At 63.4% G+C, this 20,565-nt stretch carries 18 protein-coding genes; 5 read left to right on the top strand and 13 right to left on the bottom strand.

What is annotated here, in order from left to right; genetic code table 11:
* Positions 1 to 38: 38 nt before the first annotated feature.
* The gene (locus tag AC05QJ_RS02235) at positions 39 to 341 is read right to left on the bottom strand and encodes a DUF3077 domain-containing protein (protein WP_260600729.1); all 303 of its coding nucleotides are present in this window, start codon (positions 339 to 341) and stop codon (positions 39 to 41) included.
* A gap of 508 nt (positions 342 to 849) precedes the next feature.
* Here AC05QJ_RS02235 and AC05QJ_RS02230 point away from each other — a divergent pair.
* Complete coding sequence (locus AC05QJ_RS02230; RefSeq protein WP_476747851.1) at positions 850 to 1,290, top strand: hypothetical protein; 441 nt, start codon at positions 850 to 852, stop codon at positions 1,288 to 1,290.
* A gap of 273 nt (positions 1,291 to 1,563) precedes the next feature.
* Here AC05QJ_RS02230 and AC05QJ_RS02225 read toward each other — a convergent pair whose 3' ends face one another.
* From AC05QJ_RS02225 to AC05QJ_RS02210, 4 genes are all read right to left on the bottom strand, one after another.
* Complete coding sequence (locus tag AC05QJ_RS02225) at positions 1,564 to 1,965, bottom strand: ExbD/TolR family protein (protein WP_009041659.1); 402 nt, start codon at positions 1,963 to 1,965, stop codon at positions 1,564 to 1,566.
* 1 nt (position 1,966) lies between these two features.
* Positions 1,967 to 2,689: a MotA/TolQ/ExbB proton channel family protein gene (locus tag AC05QJ_RS02220; protein ID WP_476745378.1), complete on the bottom strand. Its 723-nt coding sequence runs from the start codon at positions 2,687 to 2,689 to the stop codon at positions 1,967 to 1,969.
* A gap of 33 nt (positions 2,690 to 2,722) precedes the next feature.
* Complete coding sequence (locus tag AC05QJ_RS02215) at positions 2,723 to 3,535, bottom strand: energy transducer TonB (RefSeq protein ID WP_476745377.1); 813 nt, start codon at positions 3,533 to 3,535, stop codon at positions 2,723 to 2,725.
* A 250-nt stretch (positions 3,536 to 3,785) separates the two neighbouring features.
* Positions 3,786 to 6,137: a TonB-dependent receptor gene (locus AC05QJ_RS02210; protein WP_476745376.1), complete on the bottom strand. Its 2,352-nt coding sequence runs from the start codon at positions 6,135 to 6,137 to the stop codon at positions 3,786 to 3,788.
* A 144-nt stretch (positions 6,138 to 6,281) separates the two neighbouring features.
* Here AC05QJ_RS02210 and AC05QJ_RS02205 point away from each other — a divergent pair, with 144 nt between their 5' ends.
* Positions 6,282 to 7,232, top strand: a complete 951-nt coding sequence (locus tag AC05QJ_RS02205; RefSeq protein ID WP_260600724.1) for a LysR substrate-binding domain-containing protein — start codon at positions 6,282 to 6,284, stop codon at positions 7,230 to 7,232.
* Positions 7,233 to 7,332: 100 nt separating this feature from the next.
* A complete protein-coding gene (locus tag AC05QJ_RS02200) occupies positions 7,333 to 8,946 on the top strand; it encodes an alkaline phosphatase family protein (RefSeq protein WP_476745375.1) in 1,614 nt (537 codons plus the stop codon).
* Between the two features lie 115 nt (positions 8,947 to 9,061).
* Here the strand turns inward: AC05QJ_RS02200 and AC05QJ_RS02195 are convergent, their stop codons facing one another.
* The 6 genes from AC05QJ_RS02195 to dibA form a co-directional block, all read right to left on the bottom strand.
* Positions 9,062 to 10,051 carry a sulfate/molybdate ABC transporter ATP-binding protein gene (locus tag AC05QJ_RS02195; protein WP_476745374.1) on the bottom strand — a complete coding sequence of 330 codons (990 nt, stop codon included), beginning with the start codon at positions 10,049 to 10,051 and terminating at the stop codon, positions 9,062 to 9,064.
* Positions 10,052 to 10,054: 3 nt separating this feature from the next.
* On the bottom strand, positions 10,055 to 10,927 hold the full coding sequence (gene cysW / locus AC05QJ_RS02190; RefSeq protein ID WP_476745373.1) for a sulfate ABC transporter permease subunit CysW: 873 nt from the start codon (positions 10,925 to 10,927) through the stop codon (positions 10,055 to 10,057).
* Between the two features lie 13 nt (positions 10,928 to 10,940).
* The gene (cysT, locus tag AC05QJ_RS02185) at positions 10,941 to 11,759 is read right to left on the bottom strand and encodes a sulfate ABC transporter permease subunit CysT (RefSeq protein ID WP_476745372.1); all 819 of its coding nucleotides are present in this window, start codon (positions 11,757 to 11,759) and stop codon (positions 10,941 to 10,943) included.
* An 88-nt stretch (positions 11,760 to 11,847) separates the two neighbouring features.
* Entirely contained in the window at positions 11,848 to 12,855 is a 1,008-nt protein-coding gene (locus AC05QJ_RS02180; protein ID WP_476745371.1) for a sulfate ABC transporter substrate-binding protein, read from the bottom strand.
* 55 nt (positions 12,856 to 12,910) lie between these two features.
* A complete protein-coding gene (gene oscA, locus AC05QJ_RS02175; RefSeq protein WP_009400195.1) occupies positions 12,911 to 13,093 on the bottom strand; it encodes a sulfur starvation response protein OscA in 183 nt (60 codons plus the stop codon).
* A 221-nt stretch (positions 13,094 to 13,314) separates the two neighbouring features.
* Positions 13,315 to 15,207, bottom strand: a complete 1,893-nt coding sequence (gene dibA, locus AC05QJ_RS02170) for a phosphodiesterase DibA (protein WP_476745369.1) — start codon at positions 15,205 to 15,207, stop codon at positions 13,315 to 13,317.
* 149 nt (positions 15,208 to 15,356) lie between these two features.
* Here dibA and desA point away from each other — a divergent pair, with 149 nt between their 5' ends.
* Together desA and AC05QJ_RS02160 are read left to right on the top strand one after the other, a co-directional pair.
* Positions 15,357 to 16,541, top strand: a complete 1,185-nt coding sequence (gene desA, locus AC05QJ_RS02165) for a delta-9 fatty acid desaturase DesA (protein WP_476745368.1) — start codon at positions 15,357 to 15,359, stop codon at positions 16,539 to 16,541.
* A gap of 139 nt (positions 16,542 to 16,680) precedes the next feature.
* Positions 16,681 to 17,658 carry a GGDEF domain-containing protein gene (locus AC05QJ_RS02160; RefSeq protein WP_476745367.1) on the top strand — a complete coding sequence of 326 codons (978 nt, stop codon included), beginning with the start codon at positions 16,681 to 16,683 and terminating at the stop codon, positions 17,656 to 17,658.
* Positions 17,659 to 17,832: 174 nt separating this feature from the next.
* Here the strand turns inward: AC05QJ_RS02160 and AC05QJ_RS02155 are convergent, their stop codons facing one another.
* Both AC05QJ_RS02155 and gabT read right to left on the bottom strand, forming a co-directional pair.
* Positions 17,833 to 19,041, bottom strand: a complete 1,209-nt coding sequence (locus AC05QJ_RS02155; RefSeq protein WP_476745366.1) for an HDOD domain-containing protein — start codon at positions 19,039 to 19,041, stop codon at positions 17,833 to 17,835.
* Between the two features lie 137 nt (positions 19,042 to 19,178).
* Positions 19,179 to 20,456 (bottom strand): 4-aminobutyrate--2-oxoglutarate transaminase, encoded by a 1,278-nt coding sequence (gene gabT, locus AC05QJ_RS02150; RefSeq protein ID WP_476745365.1) that lies wholly within the window; start codon positions 20,454 to 20,456, stop codon positions 19,179 to 19,181.
* Positions 20,457 to 20,565 lie beyond the last annotated feature (109 nt).

Raw genomic sequence — 20,565 nt, 5'->3', positions numbered from 1 at the left:
AAAACTCAACCGGGACCGCCACGCGGCCCCGATCCGCCTTATGTGGCGGGCTGCTGCAACTCCGCGCGTTCCATGCCTTCGATCAGGGCATCGATCAGCGCCTTGGACGCCTCCACGGCGTACATCGCCAGCCAGGAGTAATTGGCGCTGCCGCCCTGACGGGTGGCGGCCTCCATGGTCGACTCATAGGCGCAGCGCATGAGCATCGAAGCGTGGACCAGGGTGCTGTGGGGATCGATACCGGCGTTGACGGAAAACAGCGGCGGGTGGTCGGACGGGCACTGGCCGAAGTGGCGGGCGCAGGTGGGGGCAAGGGGTGGGTCGGGGACTAGTTTTTTCATGCCATTCTCCATTCAGAGTCGGGCTGCAACCTCGTCGTTTCCACACGAAAAAGGTGGCAGCTGTGCGCAGGGTGGAAAACCGAGCGAATGGAGAAACCCGGCAGGCCCAAAGGCCTCCCGCGCACAGCCGCCATAGAGCGGTACTCACATTCGAAATGCTCAGGTTTCCACACCTGATCGCTGAACATTCAGCGACCGGGGAAGCCTAGAAGGAGAGGCTTCCAGGGGCAAGGAAGGGAGGACCGACAGATCGCGTAGGGTACGTCCTAGGACTTTGGGGTTCCACAAACTTTATGTTTGCGGGTGTCTGGAATGGGCCTGCTGCGCAGCCGAGCACCACACTACCGGGTCTTCGTAGAACCGAGTCTTGAGGTATCAGGTCGCTGTAGCGTTTGAACAAAATTGCGTTGTTGTCGCGTGATTGCACCGTCCGTACGCTGCCTCGCTTTCCAGACGAGAGCACGTCATGCAGTGGAAGGATCTGATCATCGGCGGCAGAACACTATCAATGGCGCATTTGCAGCCATTCAATTTGATGTTTGATGTGGCAGGCAAGCAGGTCACCGTCAAATTCGAATTTGGCTTTCACTGCTTCACTGACGACAAAGGGCATGGAGAACCGCTTCGTTTCAGGCATGAGCGCCGCTACTTCTGCCGGGATCGTTATGACTGCAGCACCCAGTTGCGCGACTACATGGAGCGACGTTTCTATAACGGCCTGGCTGTTCCGTACTTCGTGGAGAACAACCAGCGGTACTACTGCCTGGACCTGCACGATTACGCAATCTTCTTCTCGATCAGCAAGCCTGGAAATACCGCCAACGTCCTCAAGTTGCGCGTCATCTCGGCCTATGAAGTCGCAACCTGGGGGCGGCACTCGCTGCCTCGAGGGAAGCCGCACAACGTGCGATACATTCTGGAAATGCGTAATGCCGGAAAGTCCGTCTGAAAACAAAAAGCCCCAAGGCTTTCGCACTTGGGGCTCTTGCTGAATCTGTATATCGGCCTGTTCTTTCGCTTTCGCTTATCCCGCTCACTGGCTAGGAGAGGCTTTCGCCTCCGAAATCGATACCCCCTTTCGGGTTCCGGTCCGTATCGACGAGGGCAAATCTACCGCCGGATGGCGCTTTCGTCAACCTGGCCTCCCCACGACATCTGTCACAAAAAAAAGCCAGCCCCTGCCACAGGACCGGCCTTCAAGTTTGCCTGAGTTGCGTATTGCTCAGCGTGCGGTAATCACCGACAGCTTGGTAATGCCCGCTCGTTCGATGGAGGCCATGGCGCGTGCCACCTCTCCGTAATTCACCCCGTCATCCGCCTGCAGTTGTACCCGCACTTCGGGGTCCTTGGCCTTGGCCGCCTGCAGGTTGGTTTCCAGCAAGTCCGGCTGGATCTCGTCCTTGTTGATGAAGAGCTTCCCTGCTCCATCGATGCTCACTACGAGCGGGTCTTTCTGCTCGACCGGGGCGACGGCCTCGGTCTTGGGCAAGTTGATCGGGATGGCGTTGGTCAGCAGCGGTGCGGTCACGATGAACACCACCAGCAGCACCAGCATCACGTCCACCAGCGGGGTCACGTTGATCTCGCTGAGTACCTCGTCACTGTCCTGGGTCGAGAAGGCCATGTCACACCGCCTCTTTCACTGGCTGGCCAGCACCGGCATTGGCCTTGTGCAGGGTCGGGTGGGCGATGACGCGGAAGGCACTCTTCTGCGCCAGGCTGTAGAAGTCGTGGGCGAAGTCGTCCAGATCGGCGGCGGTCAGCTTCAGGCGACGCAGGAAGTAGTTGTAAACCAGCACCGCCGGCACCGCGACGGCGATACCCACGCCGGTGGCAACCAGTGCCGCGCCGATCGGGCCGGCCACGGTTTCGAGGCTCGCCGAGCCTGCTGCGCTGATGCCCTTCAGGGCTTCCATGATGCCCCAGACGGTACCGAACAGGCCGATGAAGGGCGAGGTGGAACCGATACTGGCGACTACGGCGAGGCCGGTTTCCAGGGAGCGGCGCTCACGTACGATCTGCTGGCGCAGGGCACGTTCCAGGCGGTCCTGGTGGTTGATCGAGTGGCTGAGATCGGTGGCCTGGCCCGGCTCGTTGACGGCGATGGCGGCATAGCCAGCCTGGGCAACGCGAGCGGCGGAGCCTGGTTGGCTCTGGGCCAGATCGGCGGCCGAATCGAGGCTGGACGCGGCCCAGAATTGTTTGTGGAAACGCTTGTCCTGGTTCTTCAGACGGACGAACTGCACGGTCTTGACCAGGGCCAGGCCCCAGGTGACCACGGAGAAGCCGACCAGCAGCCAGATCACCGCGCTTTCGATGGATTCAAGGGGGGAAGCCAATAAGCTCATGATGTGTTCTCTCTCTAGTTGCGCGAATTTGGGTTAGCGAATCTTGAAGTCGATGGGCACGCTCACCCAGCCTTCCTGGGCGACATCGCCCTGCTTGGCCGGTACGAAGCTCCAGCGCTTCACCGCGGCCAGCGCGGCGTCATCGAGTTGCTGGCGACCGCTGCTCTTCTGAATCTGGATCTCGCCGGGCTTGCCGCTGGCGAGCACCTTGACCCGCAACAGCACCGTGCCTTCCCAGCCGCGACGCTGGGCCAGCGACGGATATTCCGGCGCCGGGTTCTTCAGGTACGCCGCGTTGGCCGAGGCCGGCGTCACCGGGGCAGGCGCAGGCGGTGCGGGCGGCTGTGGCGCGGCCACTGGCGGCGCCGGGGTCGGCGGCGGTGTCTGCACCGGCTGCGGAACCGGCTTGGGCACGGGCTTGGGCACCGGTTTCGGCTTGGGCTTGGGCACCGGCTTGGGCGGCGGCGGCTTCACGGCCAGTTCGTCTTCCACCGGTGGTGGCGGCTCGACCGGCGGTGGCGGTTGCTCGACCACAGGGGGCGGCGGCTCCACCACCGGCGGCGCCGGCTGGGAGAATTCGATGGTCATCGGTGGAATTTCCGGCGGGACCACCGGCAATACCGGGGTCGGTGCGTGGCTGACCCAGTACGCGGCCGCGCCATGCAACACCAGTGCAAAAACCCCGAGCAGGACTTTCTCACGACGGTTCAGGGCGCTGCGCGGCGTACGCTGCAAGCGCTGTTGCGCCAGCGGCACGCGGTGCGGACGGCCGAGATCGACCAGTTCGCCCGGCGCCGGGCGCCACAGCACATCGAGGGCGCTGGCGGCGGTCTGGACATTTCCCATTGATCAACTCCTGGGGGTTCGGTGCATTTCCATCGGAAGGCGTTGAGTTCGGGCCTTCGCTTGCGGTGGATGATCGGTGCGAGACGCTTATCTCTGAAAGTAATCTTTAAAGTTATGGATAGAATTTTCAGAAATAAGCGAGCCTGCTAAATCGCTACAACCCGCGCCACACAAGGGCTGCAGCGATGCCATCTTTTAGCCATGCCTTTGAGGCATGAAAAATATTCCCCAAAGGCATCGAAAACCGGCCTCAGAAGTCGTAGCGAGCGGTCACGCCCAGGGTTCTTGGCGTCCCGAGCAGGCCTTCATAACCGCCGTTGGCCGCGCTCCAGAGCGTGGTGTAGTAGGTCTTGTCGAAGGCGTTCTTCAGCCACAGCGAGACATCCCACTGGCCCTGGCCGTAATCGCCGCGCAGGCCGGTGGAGAGGTTGACCACGGCGTAGCTGGGGATCTGCGCGTAATCGGAGTCCTCGACCACGCCCACCGCCTTGGAGCGGAACGCATAGCTGGCGGTGACGTAGGGTTGCAGGCCGTTGTCCAGGTCCCACTGGTACTGGCCATTGGCGTTGGCGATCCATTTCGAGGCGCCGACTACCTGGTGGCCGGTGAGGTCGCAGGACGCCGGAGCACCTGGCTGCAGCGACACTTCCGGCGGGCACGGGGCGTCCTTGTAGGACAGGTAGCGGACGTCGTTGTAGGAGCCATTGAGGTTCAACGTCAGCCCGCGCAGCGGAATCAGGGTGCTTTCAAATTCCACCCCGCGCGAGCGCACCGACCCTGCGTTGGTCAGGTACTGCACGCGGTTGGCTTCGTCGTAGGCGTTGGTCTGGTAGCCGTTGACCTGGGTCCAGAACAGGTTGGCGTTGAGTTGCAGGCGTTTGTCCCACAGGGTGCTCTTGAAGCCCAGTTCAGCGTTGTTGGCGCGCTCGGTGCCCACCAGCAGCGAGTCGGCGCCAGCCACGGGTGCGGTGGCTACGGTGAGGTTGACCCCGCCGGACTTCTCGCCATGGGACAGCGTGGCATAGCCGAGCAGGTCGTCGTTGAAGCGATAGCTGAGGTTGAGCAGGCCCGACGGGCTGGCGCTGTACTGGTTCAGGTCGCCCGACTGGTAAGCGCCGACGCGGCCCTGACGGGCAGTAGCCGCCGCTCCGGCAACCGCTGCGCCGCCGACCGGTGCGGCGCGATTGACCCAGGCGCTTTTCTCTTCATAGGTGCCGCGCACGCCGGCGGTGAAATCGAGGCGATCGCTGAGGTGCCAGGTGCCCTGGGCGAACAGGGCGAAGCTGTCGGTCTCGATATGGCCCTTGCCGAGGGTGGTGACGTTGGCCAGCGCGCCTGTCGGCGTGCCGTTCCAGATATCCGCCCGGGGCCCGTAGTAGTTGAAGGACGTGTTATCCAGGTCGGAGCCGAAGTAGTAGGCCCCGAGCACGTAGTCGAAGAAACCGCCGGTGGGCGACGCCAGGCGGAACTCCTGCGACCACTGTTTATCCCGCACCGAGACTCCGGCGTTGTACGCCGCCGGCACGTTGAGGCCGTCGTCGTTCCGCGGGGTGAAGTCCCACCAGCGGTAGCTGCTGACCGAGGTCAGGGTGAAGTCGTTGTCGAGGGTCCAGTTGGCTTCCAGCGAGGTGCCGCCCTGGAACACGGTGACGTGCTGGTCGTTGTCCAGATTGACCTTGCGCTTGCTGCCGTCCACCAGCGTCGCGCCCGCTGCTGCGGCGCGGCTTTCATAGCGGTTGACGCCATTGATGGTCGGCCCGGTGCTGAACAGCACGCGGGTGCCGGCGCTGGAATCTTCCTCGTTGTAGTCGCCGATCCAGCGCAGGTTGAAGCGTTCGTTGGGCTTGTACAGCAGTTGCCCGCGAAAGCCTTGGCGCGAGCCGCCGTTGAGGGTGTGGCCGTCGTATTCGTTCTTGATGTCGCCGTCGTTGCGGGTGCGGTAGGCCGAGAAGCGCCCGGCGAGGGTGTCGCTCAGCGGGCCGGAGACCGTGCCCTTGGTCTGGAAGTAGCCGTCCTCGCCCACCGACGTTTCGATGCTGCGTTCCGGCGTGAAGCTCGGCGCACGGGTGCTGATGTTGATCACGCCGGCGGTGGTGTTCTTGCCGAACAGCGTGCCCTGCGGGCCGCGCAGCACCTCCAGTTGCTCGATGTCCATGAGGTCGAATACCGCCATGCCGGGGCGGCCGAGGTAGACGTTGTCCAGGTAGAGCCCGACGCTGCCTTCCAGGCCGTCGCTGGCCGGGTTGTTGCCCAGGCCGCGGATCGACACGCTGGACTGGCGCGCATGCATGTAGGCGACGTTGACGCTGGGCACCAGTTGCTGGAGGTCCTGGATGCGGTAGATGCGCTGGCTTTCCAGGGCCTGGCCATCGAGCACACTCATCGGCGTGGGCACGTCCTGGGCGCTTTCCTCGCGGCGGCGGGCGGTGACGGTAACGGTCTTGAGCTGGCTGTCGGACCTGGCAGCAGGAGCGGACTGCGCCGCCCCCGCATCGGCCGCCTGCGCCGGCAGCCAGTGCGCGCTGCCCGCCAGCAGCAGGGCCAGCGGCAGGCGCTTGAGCCGCCGTGAAGACAAGGGTGCAACGGAAGACGACTGGCTCATTTGCGGCTCCTTTTCAGGCAATCGTTATTCCCTGAAGTTATTTATTTATGTTTTTACATATGTTTACCGAATAAGTGATTGCCTTTATAAGGAGTGCAGCCGAGGCAGAGCAAATGCATTTGCCCGATACTTTTTATGTGAAAAATGCATATAGACCTTCGCCAACTCCGCCACCTGATCGCCCTCGCCGAGCACCGCAGTTTCGTGGCCGCGGCGAGCGCGGTGAACCTGTCGCAATCGGCGTTCAGCCGCAGTATCCAGGCCCTGGAACACAGCGCCGGGTGCCAGTTGGTGGACCGTTCGAACAAGGAGCTGCCGCCGACCAAACAGGGGCTGGTGGTGCTGGAGCATGCACGGCGGCTGGTCAGCGGCGCCTGCCAGTTGAGCAACGAGATTCGCCAGTTCAACGGCCTCGAAGCCGGCGAGCTGCGCTTCGGCTGCGGCCCGGCCCCGGCGGCGGGGCTGGTGCCACGGGCCATTGCCGGGTTCATCGAGCGTTATCCGAAGGCGCGGGTGCAGTTTCAGGTGGATGACTGGCAGAGCCTCAACCGCCGCCTGCTGGCCGAGGACTTCGAATTCTTCGTCGCCGACACCCGCAGCTTCGAAGCCGACCCGGCCTACCAGACCCTGCGCCTCAAGCCGCGCCGCTGGTATTTCTGTTGCCGCCCCGGCCATCCACTGGCCGGGCGCGTCAGTGTCAGCGGCGAGGAGCTGCTGCACTACCCGCTGGCCGTCACGCTGCGTCCGCCCAACCTGCGCAAGGTCATCGCCGACCTCAGTGGCCGTCCGGATGTGCAGGCCAATGTCGAATGCGAGAACAGCCACAGCCTGCTCACGGTGGTACTGCACTCCAACGCCATCGGCATCTGCGGCGCCTACAGCGACAGCCTGCGCAGCGCGCCGGGGGAACTGGTGCGGTTGAAGATCGACGGCCTGGACGACGACTGCGAAGAGCTCTACACCCGCTACGGCATCGTCAGCCGTGCACGCCAGCGCCTGGCACCGCTGGCCGAGGCGATGATCGAGCAGATCCTGTTGACCGACCAGAACGAGGAAGACCTCGACGCCGCCGCCCTGGAGCGCCTGGCCGTCTGAGGCATTGCGCCGGACGCATCGACGGTATTCGGCAAATGCGCTTGTCGCCGGGGCCCGCGGCGGCGAAAACAGTCGCCTGTCCTTTCAACCGGTGACTGCCATGCCCCAACCCTCCTCCGTGCGCAACGTGCTGTACATCATGTGCGACCAGCTTCGGCGCGATTACCTGTCCTGCTACGGTCACCCGCACCTGCACACACCGAATATCGACCGCCTGGCGGCTGCCGGCGTGCGCTTCAGCCGGGCCTACACCCAGGGCACCATCTGCGGTCCGTCGCGGATGTCGGCTTATACCGGGCGTTACGTCAGCAGCCACCAGGTGGCGTGGAACGCCGTGCCGCTGCCTCTGGAAGAACTGACCATCGGCGACTACCTGCGCCCGGCCGGCATCCGCACGGCGCTGGTGGGCAAGACCCACGCCACGCCCAACCTCGATGCCCAGCAGCACCTGAAGCTCGATCCGGCCAGCGCAGCGGTCGAGCAGCTCAACGAGGTGGGGTTCGAGCCCTATGCACGGCATGACGGCATCTTCCCCGACGACCCGCTGTTCGCCGACAAACGCGAAACCGCGCCTTACACCCGCTACCTGCGCGAGCAGGGTTTTGACGGTGACAACCCGTGGCACAGTTGGGCCAATGCCGCCGAGGGCGACCACGGTGAGGTGCTCAGCGGCTGGCACATGCGCAACGCCCACCTGCCGACGCGCCTGCCGGAGCCGCATTCGGAAACCGTCTACACCACCGACCGCGCCATCGACTTCATCCGCGAACAGGGCGAGCAGCCGTGGTGCCTGCACCTGTCGTACATCAAGCCGCACTGGCCCTACATCGCCCCGGCGCCGTATCACGCGCTGTATGGTGCCGCACAGGTGGTGCCGGCGGTGCGCGCCGAGGGCGGGCAACTGAGTGACCATCCGGTGTACGCCGCCTTCCGCCAGCATCAGGAGAGCGTCAACTTTTCCCGCGATGACGTGCGTTTGAACGTGATCCCGACCTACATGGGCCTGATCAAGCAGGTCGATGACCAGCTCGGTCGTCTGTTCGATGAACTGCAAAGCAGCGGGCGCTGGGATGACACACTGATCGTCTTCACCAGCGACCACGGTGATTTTCTTGGCGATCACTGGCTGGGGGAAAAGGAATTCCTGCTGGAGCCGGCGGTGGGCGTGCCACTGATCGTCCGCGACCCGCGCACCTTGGCCGATGGCACGCGTGGCACGGTCGACGAGCGCCTGGTGGAAACCATCGACGCCCTGCCCACCTTCCTCGACGCCCTCGGCTTGCCGCCGGCGGAGCATCGGCTGGAGGGGCGCTCGCTGGTTCCGCTGCTGCATGGCACTGCGCGGGACTGGCGGCGCTATGCGATTGCCGAGTATGACTACGCCTTCCAGTCACCGGCGCGTGAGCGGCTGGGCCAGCCGATCGACCGCTGCCGCATGACCATGGTCCGTAGCGAGCGCTGGAAATACCTGGCGTATGACGGCTTCAGGGCGCAGTTGTTCGACCTGCAGAACGACCCGCAGGAACTCAACGACCTCGGCGCCGACCCGGCGTATGCGGCGGTGCGGGAGGAACATCAGGGGTATCTGTGGGACTGGCTGCGAGGGCTGAAGCGGCGGACCACCATCAGCCATGCCGAGATCGAGCGGCGGGGGCAGTGGTTCAGGTATGGAGAGCCGCGAGAGGACAGTGTGGTGAAGATCGGGGTGTGGTGATGGGTTCATCGCCGGCAACGCCGGCTCCCACAATGTTTTGCGCCAGGCAATGAGCCTGCGCATGACGCAGGCATTGTGGGAGCTGGCGTTGCCAGCGATGAGGCCCTGAAGCCGGTCAGATATTCTCGACCTTCTGCCAGACCTTCGGCTTGAAGAACAAGGTTTCGCCCCGCGCCAGGCCGGTCAGGCTGTCATGGTCCTTGACCACTTCGGCCTCGATCAGATCGCTCTGCCCTTCCACCTTCAGCGTGACGCGGGTGGTCGCGCCCAGCGGACGGATGTCGCGCACTTCAGCCACATGGTGACCTTCCACTTCATGCCGCGACAGCGACACTTCGTGCGGACGGAACAGCACATGGTGGTTGTCGCTCAGGCTCAGGCGGTTGGAGTCGCCGAGGAAGTGGTAGACAAAATCGCTGGCCGGGTTCTCGTAGACATCGCCCGGCGAGCCGATCTGTTCGATCACGCCCTTGTTCATCACCACGATACGGTCGGCCACTTCCATGGCTTCTTCCTGGTCGTGGGTCACGAACACGGAGGTCAGGTTGATGTCTTCGTGCAGCCGCGCCAGCCAGCGGCGCAGTTCTTTGCGGACCTTGGCGTCCAGCGCGCCGAACGGCTCGTCCAGCAGCAGGACCTTGGGCTCCACCGCCAGGGCACGGGCCAGGGCGATACGCTGGCGCTGGCCGCCGGACAGTTGCTCCGGATAACGGTCGGCCAGCCAGTCCAGCTGGACCATGTTCAGCAGCTCATGGACCTTCTCGGCGATCTTGCTTTCGCTCGGACGCTCGCCCTTGGGCTTCATGCGCAAACCGAAGGCGACGTTGTCGAACACGCTCATGTGGCGGAACAGGGCGTAGTGCTGGAATACGAAACCGACGTTGCGGTCGCGCACGTCGTGTCCGGACACGTCCTCGCCATGGAACACGATATTGCCGTTATCCGGGGTTTCAAGGCCGGCGATGATGCGCAGCAGGGTGGTCTTGCCGCAGCCGGACGGGCCGAGCAGGGCTACCAGCTCGCCGCTGTGGATATCCAGGTTGATGTTGTCCAGGGCCTGGAAGGCGTTGAAGCGCTTGCTGACGTTACGAACTTCGATCGACATGAATTATTCCTCCGCTGCGCTATGGCGCAGACGGTTAATGCGGTTCTCGCTCCACTGCTTGAGCAGCAGGATGAAGAGCGCCAGGATCAGCAGCAGGCTCGCCACGCTGAAGGCCGCGACATGGTTGTATTCGTTGTAGAGGATCTCGACATGCAGCGGCAAGGTGTTGGTCACGCCGCGGATGTGGCCGGACACCACCGACACCGCGCCGAACTCGCCCATGGCCCGCGCCGTACACAGCACGACGCCGTAGATCAGGCCCCATTTGATGTTCGGCAGGGTCACATGCCAGAACATCTGCCAGCCGTTGGCGCCCAGCAGGCGCGCGGCCTCTTCTTCCTGGGTGCCCTGCTCCTGCATCAGCGGGATCAGTTCACGGGCGACGAAGGGCACGGTGACGAAGATGGTCGCCAGCACGATGCCCGGCAAGGCGAAGACGATCTGGATGTCGTGGTCCTGCAGCCACGGGCCGAAGAAGCCCTGGGCGCCGAACATCAGCACGTAGACCAGACCGGCGATCACCGGCGAGACCGAGAACGGCAGGTCGATCAGGGTCACCAGCACGCTCTTGCCACGGAAATCGTACTTGCTCACGCACCAGGCCGCGCTGACGCCGAACACCAGGTTCAGCGGCACCGAAATGGCCACGGCAATGAGGGTGAGTTTCAGCGCGGACAGGGCGTCAGGCTCGAAGATCGCCTCAAAGAAGGTACCCACGCCCATTTTCAGGCCCTGGGACACCACGATGACCAGCGGCAACAGCAGGAACAGGGCGAAGATCACCCAGCCCAGGCCGATCAGGATACGCCGGGCAGATGCACTGCCCCGGCGGGCGGCGTTGGCCGAAGCGGCGACGCCAACGGAAGATGCGGACATGCTCAGGCCTCCTTCAAGGGGTTTCGATGCGCCGCTGCAGCAGGTTGATCAGCAGCAGCAGGATGAAGGAAACCACCAGCATCAGCACGCCAATGGCAGTGGCACCGGTGTAGTCGTACTGGTCGAGCTTGACCATGATCAGCAGCGGCAGGATCTCGGTCTTCATCGGCATGTTGCCGGCGATGAAGATCACCGAGCCGTACTCGCCCACGCCACGGGCAAAAGCCAGGGCAAAGCCGGTCAGCCAGGCCGGCAGCAGCGCCGGGGCCAGTACGTAGCGGAACACCTGCAGCGGCTTGGCACCGAGGCAGGCAGCGGCCTCTTCGACTTCACGCGGAATGTCGGCCAGTACCGGCTGCACCGTGCGCACCACGAACGGCAGGGTGACGAAGGTCAGTGCCAGGGTAATGCCGAGCGGGGTGTAGGCGATCTTGAAGCCGAGGTCGGTGGCGAACTGGCCCACCCAGCCGGACGGCGCGTACAGCGCAGTCAGGGCAATACCGGCAACAGCAGTAGGCAGGGCGAACGGCAGGTCGATCATCGCGTCGATGATCTTGCGTCCGGGGAAGGTGTAGCGCACCAGAACCCAGGCCAGCAGAGTGCCGATCAGTCCGTTGATGACGGCGGCGCAGAGGGCGGTGCCGAAACTCAGCTTCAGCGCGGCGAGTACCCGCGGTGCGCTGACGATGGCCCAGAACTGATCCCAGGTGAGCTGGGCGGCGTGCACGAACATGGCACCCAGCGGTATGAGCACAATCAGGCTGAGGTACACCAAGGTGTAACCCAGCGTCAGCCCGAAGCCGGGTATGACGGGGGATATACGACGTGACATAGAGGTCCTTGGTTTAACGCATTGAGCCCGGGACTATGCCCGGGCCCATGCTTGGCTACGAAACGGCTCCTGCTCTATCGGGCAAGTGTCACTGCGCCGAGTAGATCTGGTCGAACACGCCACCATCGTTGAAGAACTTGGGTTGGGCAGTCTTCCAGCCACCGAAGTCTTTGTCGATAGTCACCAGATCCAGTTTAGGGAACTGCTTGGCGTATTCGGCGGCGACCTTCTCGTCACGCGGACGGTAGAAGTTGTCGGCGGCGATCTTCTGGCCAGCCGGGCTGTACAGGTGCTTGAGGTATTCCTCGGCGATCTTCTCGTTGCCCTTCTTCTCGGCGTTCTTGTCGACCACGGCCACTGGCGGCTCGGCAAGGATCGACAGCGAAGGCACGACGATTTCGAACTTGTCGCTGCCGCCATCTTCCTTGAGGGCCAGGAAGGCTTCGTTTTCCCAGGCCAGCAGCACGTCACCCTGACCGTTGTTGACGAAGGTGATGGTCGAGCCACGGGCGCCGGTGTCCAGTACTGGAACGTGCTTGAACAGCTCCTTCACGTATTCCTGGGCCTTGGCTTCGCTGCCGCCGGCTTTCAGGCCGTAGGCCCAGGCGGCGAGGAAGTTCCAGCGGGCGCCGCCGGAGGTTTTCGGGTTCGGGGTGATGACCGAGACGTCTTTCTTGATCAGGTCGCCCCAGTCCTTGATGCCTTTCGGGTTGCCCTTGCGTACCAGGAACACGATGGTCGAGGTGTACGGAGTGCTGGCCTCCGGCAGGCGGGTCTGCCAGTTCTCGGGCAGGGTCTTGCCGAGCTTGGCGACTTCGTCGATGTCGCCGGCCAGGGCCAGGGTCACCACGTCGGCGCGCAGGCCATCGATCACGGCGCGGGCCTGCTTGCCCGAGCCACCGTGGGACTGCTGGATCTTCACCTTGTCGTCCGGATGAGCCTGTTGCCAGTGCTTGATGAACTCGGCGTTGTACTGCTGATACAGCTCGCGGGTCGGGTCGTAGGACACGTTCAACAGCTCGTAGTCCTTGGCGATGGCGGAACCGGCAAAAACGGCACTGGCGAGTGCGGCCAGGGCATAACGGCGGATAGACATGGGTGAAGCTCCCGATTGGCTTTTTTTCTAATGTGCTGGTGCGGCGTGCCGAGGCTTAGCTGGGCTTGTTGCCGGAGTTCTGCAGGCGGAATTTTTCCTTGCGCTCGATCTGGACGACCTGGGCGTTGTGCACGGTGATCTCCACCGCACCGAACCGCAGGTCACGCAGTGCGCTCTGGATTTCACGCAAAATGGTGGCTTCGTCCTGACCGTCAACGCTACGCAGAGATGCGCTCATGCTCGTGCTCCTGTGAAAATGGGGGCCCGGGAGCAGCATGTAGGAAGGTGACTGCGCCTGGTGTAGGGGCAATCTTAGAGAGGGCTGAATATTCTTAAAAATACTATTTAAGAATGTTTATATAACTGAAAAGCGAGCCTCAAGCTGCAAGCTATAAGTTGCAAGAAAGAGCAGCGTGTACCGCCGATCTTTCTTGCCGCTTGAAGCTTGCAGCTTGCCGCTCAAAAACGCAGATCCTGCGCCGGCACCGGTCGCCCGTACCAGTAGCCCTGGCCCATGTCGCACTGGTGCTCCAGCAGGAACCGCGCCTGCTCGGACTGCTCGATGCCCTCGGCGTGGATCTGCATGCCCATGCTCCGCGCCAGGGCGATGATGACGCGGACGATCGCCACGTCATCGTCGTCATTGGGCAACCCGGCAACGAAGCCCTGGTCGATCTTGAGCTTCTGCACCGGCAGACGCTTGAGCCGCAGCAGCGACGAGTAACCGGTGCCGAAATCATCGATGGCCAGGCGCAAGCCCAGTTCGCGCAGGCGGTGCAGTTGCTCCAGGGCCACTTCCGGGTCGTCCATCACCGCGCTTTCGGTCACCTCGACTTCCAGCTTCGACGGTTCGAGCCCGGTGTCGTGCAACACTTGTGAAACCCGCTGGTACATGTCGCGGTGGGCAAACAGACGGCTGGAGACGTTGACCGCAACGAACTCCAGCGCCCTGCCCTCGGCGAGCCAGCGCACCATCTGCTGGCAGGACTGGCGCATCACCCACATGTCGAGGTCGGCGATCAACCCGGTGCGCTCGGCGATCGGGATGAACTCTCCCGGCGGCACCAGCCCGCGCTGCGGATGCATCCAGCGCACCAGCGCCTCGACACCGATCATCTTGCCGCTGAACAGGTCGTGCACCGGCTGGAAGTACACCTTGAGTTCATCCTGCTCCAGGGCCCGGCGCAGTTCGCTGGCGGTTTCCACCCGCTGCTGGGCGTGGGCGGTCAGTTCTTCGGTGTAGAGCGCGTAGCCGGAGCGGCCATTGCTCTTGGCCTTGAACAGCGCCGCATCGGCGTTGCGCAGCAATTGCTCGGCACTCTGCGCATCGCTGGGGAACAGGCTGATGCCAATGCTGGCGCTGCTGAACAGGCGATGGCTGTCCAGCTCGTAAGGTTCCTTGAGGACATCCACCACCAGCTGCGCCAGGTCCGCCGCCTGGCCGACCTGCGAGCAGTTTTCGCTGAGGATGGCGAATTCGTCGCCGCCCAGACGGGCCAGGGTGACGCCGGGGTCGATCACCAGTTTGAGACGGTCGGCCACGGCCTTGAGCAACTGGTCGCCGATGTTGTGGCCGAGGCTGTCGTTGATGCTCTGGAAATGGTCGAGGTCGAGCAGCAGCAAGGCGCAACCGCGCTTGTTGGCTTGCGCCGCCGCCAGCGCCTGGGCGGCGCGGTCGTTGAACAGCAGGCGGTTGGGCAGGTCGGTCAGCGGGTCGTGATGCACCAGGTGGGCGAGCTCGCGTTCAGTGTGCTTGATCGCACTGATGTCACTGAACACGGCGACATAATGGGTCAATCGGCCGCCATCGTCGCGGATCGCGCAGATGGTCTGCCACTGCGGGTACACTTCGCCGCTCTTGCGCCGGTTCCAGACTTCGCCGCTCCACTCGCCCTTGTCGTGGAGCGAGCGGTACATCTGCTCGTAAAAGGTCCGGTCGTGCCGGCCGGACTTGAACTTGTTCGGCCGTTGGCCGATGACTTCGTCCTTCTGGTAGCCGGTAATGTGCATGAAGGCGCGGTTGACGTGGACGATGATGCCGTCGGCATTGCTGACCAGCACCCCTTCGAGGGTACTGTCGAATACCGCCGCCGCCATGCGCAGGCGTTCCCGGTCTTCACGGCGCAGGCGGGCGCCGACACCAATGAAATTGAGCAGGCGCACCCGCGACAGAAAGATCAGAAAAGCACTGCACGCCGCCCAGGTGTAGGCATTGATGAGCTGCCAGCGGGCCATTTGCGCCGGATCATCGAAAACACTGCTTAATATTTGATCAGAAACAACTAGCCACAGAATCGACAGCACCAGGTACAACGCTGCCATTTTCAGGGCGTCTCGTGCGGAAACAGACATAGGGTCACAGATGCCCACATCAAAAGATGGGGCATTATAGGGACACTTTTCCCGGTTGACCTCCTATCTAAAAGGCCGACTGGTTTTATTTGACATCGTGGTAATAATACCGGTCGCTGTTCATCCGCTCTGAGAGGGCTCTTCCACCTATGTGGTACTACGGTTTACTCGACCTGTCGGCCTGGCAACTGCTGGCGGTCACCCTGCTGATGACCCATGTGACCATCGTCGCGGTCACGGTCTATCTGCACCGCTATTCGGCACACCGCTCCCTTGAGCTGAACGCCGGCCTGAAGCACTTCTTCCGTTTCTGGCTGTGGCTGACCACAGCGCAGAACACCCGCGAGTGGACCGCCGTCCACCGCAAGCACCACGCCAAATGCGAAACCGAGGACGACCCTCACAGCCCGGTGATCAAGGGCCTGTCCACCGTGCTGCGCAAGGGCGCCGAGCTGTACCGCGAGGAAGCCCGCAACCCGGAAACCCTGCGCATCTACGGCAAGAACTGCCCGGAAGACTGGATCGAACGCAACCTGTATTCGCGCTACAAGCTGGGCGGTATCGCCCTGATGGCGGTCATCGACCTGCTGCTGTTCGGCACCATCGGCATCACCATCTGGGCGGTGCAGATGATGTGGATTCCGTTCTGGGCCGCCGGCGTGGTCAACGGTCTCGGCCACGCGGTGGGCTACCGCAACTTCGAATGCCGCGACGCCGCCACCAACCTGGTGCCCTGGGGCATCGTCATCGGCGGTGAAGAACTGCACAACAATCACCATACCTACCCCAACTCGGCCAAGCTCTCGGTCAAGCGCTGGGAGTTCGACATGGGCTGGGCCTGGATCAAGCTGTTCACCTGGCTGCGCCTGGCCAAGGTGCAGCGCGTGGCGCCGATCGCCCACCGGGTCGAAGGCAAGGGTCAGTTGGACATGGACACCGCCATGGCCATCCTCAACAACCGCTTCCAGATCATGGCCCAGTACCGCAAGCTGGTGATCGGTCCGCTGGTCAAACAGGAACTGGCCAGGGTGGACGACTCGGTGCGCCACCAGTTCCGCCGTGCCAAGCGCCTGCTGTCGCGGGAAACCAGCCTGCTGGAAGACCGCCATCACCAGCGCATCCAGACCATGCTGGAGCACAGCCAGGCGCTGAAGACCATCTACGAAAAACGCCTGGCACTGCAACAGATCTGGGCTCGTACCAGCGCCAATGGCCACGACATGCTCGCCGCGATCAAGGACTGGGTCCACGAGGCCGAGGCCAGCGGCATCCACTCCCTGCGCGACTTCGCCGCGCAGCTCAAGACCTACTCGCTGCGCCCTGCCCTGGCCTGACGGCCGTTGATCGGCGCGCCCGTCCAGCGGGCGCTCCGGCAGGAACTTCCCCCTGTAACGCCGCTCTTACAGTCATGTCGCCCGCCTGGCGGGTCGGGTCGTGGCTGCACGGATCCGCCTTACTTGAAGTACTGCGCACATGGCCAATAACAACCCACCGCTCAATCCGCCTCCCGAGGCCGCCCAGATCCTGCTCGCACTGATGCACGCCCAGGGCGAGGTCGCCCGTCTCAGCGAACGCGAACAACTGATCAGCTCCCTGCTCGACAGCGTCAACGCCATTCTCTGGGCATTCGACTGGGAGTCGCGGCAGATGCTCTATGTCAGCCCCGCTTACGAACGCATCTTCGGCCGGCCTGCCAGCCTGCTGCTGGCCGACTACAACCAGTGGCGCGAGAGCATCTATCCCGACGACCTCGACTACGCCGAACGCAGCCTGGCCGAAGTGCTGGTCAAGGGCGCGGTGGAAGACCGCGAATACCGCATCATTGCCGCCGACGGGCAAGTGCGCTGGCTCAGCGACAAATGCTTCATCAACCAGCAGGCCGAGGGGCAGCGGTTGATCGTGGTGGGCATGGCCGAGGACATCACCGACAAGAAGCAGCTCGAAGGCGAGCTGCAGCGCCTGGCCACCACTGACGTACTGACCCAGAGCAGCAACCGCCGGCATTTCTTCGAATGTGCCGAGCAGGCCTTCGACAAGGCCCGCCAAGACGGTTTGCCGCTCTCTTTCCTGCTGCTGGATATCGATGATTTCAAGCAGGTCAACGACACCTATGGTCACCCCGAGGGCGACCAGGTGCTGCAGCGCATCGCCGACAGCGGCAAGGCGGCCCTGCGGCGCGGGGACCTGTTCGGCCGGATCGGTGGTGAAGAGTTCGCCGCGGTATTCCCCGGCTGCGCGCCGGAAATGGCCATGCAGGTGGCGCAGCGGCTGCAGCGGGAGATCCAGCGGCTGAACTTCAGCCACGAAGGCCAAACCTACGGCGTGACCGTCAGCCAGGGCCTGACCGGGCTCAGCGAAGACGACGAGATGCTGGAAAGCCTGTTCGCCCGGGCAGATGCGGCGATGTACCAGGCCAAGCGCAAGGGCAAGAACCAGATCGTGGTGGGCTGATCGTTGGGTTTGGGTCCTGAACAAAGATCCGGGTGGGAGCGGTTTCAACCGCGATTGGCCGCGCAGCGGCCATAAAACCTGTATTCCCGGTACTCCAGAAACATCGCGAAGTCAGGTTCTACGACGGCTGCGCCGCCGATCACGGCTGAAGCCGTTCCCACACCGACCTGAACATCAAACCTTGCGCAGCCGCTCCAGCTCCGCCCTTCCCACCTTGAGCAACCGCGCGGTCTTGCCCGTCGCCAGTTCATCCAGCCCGTCTTCCGGCGACAGCCGCGCCAGTTGCCCGGCCAGGTTCATCACCAGGTCTTCCCGGGAATACACCCCGCCGCCCAACTGATACACCGCAGCGATCAACTCGCGCAGCTCCAGCGGCAGACGCCAGCGGGTGCGCAGGGCCGAGCCATAGGCAGCGCCCGACTGGCTCAACGACAGCTCGATCTGTTGCTCGTCCAGCTCGCCGCCGGCCAGTTGCCATTCCTGCAGGCAACGCAGCAACGCCAGGTCGCCCAGGCAATGCAGCAGGCCCGCGCAGTAGCAGCGTTCCAGGTCGAGGTCGAGCATCTGCGCCAGGGTCCGGCCATATTCGGCGGCACGCAGGGACAGGTTCCAGTACTGCTCGGCATAGCGCGCCAGCAGCGGATCGCTCAGTTTGGCGCTGCGCTTGAGGGCAAGGCCAAGGATCAGGTTCATGCTCTGAGTGGTGCCCAGCTTGTTCAGCGCCTGCATCAGCGTCTGTACCGCACCTTCACGATGAAGGGCCGCGCTGTTGGCGGCAGCGATCAGCACGGCGGTGATCTGCGGGTCGGAACGAACCTCTTCTTCCAGCACCCGCAGGTCAAGCCCCTGCGGATTCAGCGCACGCTTGATCGCCTGCTGCACGTCGGCGAACAGCGGACCACCGTCGGCGGTGGCGCGGTGCTCCTCGATGAACGCCGCCAGCGTCATGCCCGCACGCAGTGGTGTCACGGCACAGGACACCGCCTCGCCACCCTTGAGCAGTTGCTCTTCCAGGCGCTGACGCAACAAATCGATGTTCAAGGGCTTGGTCAGGTAAGCGGTAGGCGCCAGCGGCAGGGCTTCGCGCACGCTGGCCACATCGCTGCGGCTGCTGATGAGGATGAACGGCAACGCCGGCGTGCGGGGTCGCGAACGCACTTTGCGCAGCAGGTCGAGGCCGTCCAGACCGGGCAGCTCCCGGGCGGCAATGATCAGATCCGGGCGCCCGGCCAGGCCTTCCAGGGCTTCGTTGCCATTGGCACAGACCTTCAACTGGGCATCACAACGTACACTGAGCAGCATCTGCGCCAGCATGTCACGCACCCACGGGTCGCCTTCGGCAATCAGCACTTTGGGTACCGTGGGTGGATCTACAGCAGTCATCAGAATCTCCTTAAAGCCGTCGCACGCGGTCCCTGCACCTTCCAAGGTGTCTCCTGAGAAGAAACCTTAGCGCCCCAACCGTTCCGTGGCGCGAAAAAAAACCCGCCGAAGCGGGTTTTTTTCTAGCGGCTCACAGTTTACGCGAGTTCAGCGAAGCACTCTTCGATGATTGCCAGGCCTTTGTCCAGCAGCGCGTCTTCGGCGGTCAGCGGAACCAGGATCCGCAGAACGTTGCCGTAGGTGCCGCAGGACAGCAGGATCAGGCCTTTGTCGCGAGCCTTGGCCACAACCTGGGCGACGGCAGCAGCGTTCGGGGTGTGGGTGCCTTTCTCGAAGACTTCGACAGCGATCATCGAACCCAGCGCACGCACGTCACCGATGATCGGGTGCTTGGCCTGGATCTGCTTCAGACCGGCAACCAGACGCTCGCCGACAGCCTGGCTGCGCTCCAGCAGTTTCTCTTCCTCGAACACTTCGATCACGGCCAGGGCTGCGGCGCAAGCGATCGGCGAACCGGCGTAGGTGCCGCCCAGGCCGCCCGGGGCGATGGCGTCCATGTACTCGGCCTTGCCGCACACACCGGCCAGCGGGAAGCCGCCAGCGATGGATTTGGCGAAGGTGGTCAGGTCAGGCGCAACGCCCATCTGTTCCATGGCGAAGAAGGTGCCGGTACGGCCAGCGCCGGTCTGCACTTCGTCGGCGATCAGCAGGATGCCGTGCTGGTCGCACAGGGCGCGCAGACGCTGCATCAGCTCTTTCGGAGCAGGCAGGAAACCGCCTTCGCCCTGAACCGGCTCGATGATGATGGCGGCGATGTCACGTGGCTCGGCGTCGTTCTTGAAGATGCGCTCGATGGAGGCGATCGACTCGTCGACGCTCACACCGTGCAGCTCGTTCGGGAACTGTGCACGGAAGATGCCGCCTGGCATCAGGCCCATGCCAGCAGAGTAAGGCACGACTTTACCGGTCAGGCCCAGGGTCATCATGGTGCGACCGTGGTAGCCGCCGGTGAAGGCGATCACGCCAGCGCGGCCGGTAGCGGCGCGAGCGATCTTGACGGCGTTTTCAACGGCTTCGGAGCCGGTGGTGACCAGCAGGGTCTTCTTGGCGAAGTCGCCTGGAACGCGAGCGTTGATTTTCTCGCACAGCTCGACGTACGGCTCGTAGGCCAGCACCTGGAAGCAGGTGTGGCTGACCTTGGTCAGTTGTTCCTGGACAGCGGCAACCACTTTCGGGTGCAGGTGGCCGGTGTTCAGTACCGCGATGCCGCCAGCGAAGTCGATCAGTTCGCGGCCTTCAACGTCAACCACCGTCGAGTTCTTCGCGGTATCGACGAAGATCGGGTGGATCTGGCCAACGCCACGTGGGACGGCGTTGACGCGACGTTGCATCAGGGATTCGTTGGTTTTGCTCATAGTGTCCTCAATTCGCCACCGCAGTGACGAGATTCAAGATGGCGCCGGTATTCAACTGCAGGCAGCATTCGTTGATCGACTGCTGCAGGGGCCCGGTGGCCGGGTGTTC

The sequence above is a fragment of the Pseudomonas sp. TUM25319 genome (genome assembly GCF_056388475.1).
This window is presented reverse-complemented; position numbering and strand designations above follow the sequence as displayed.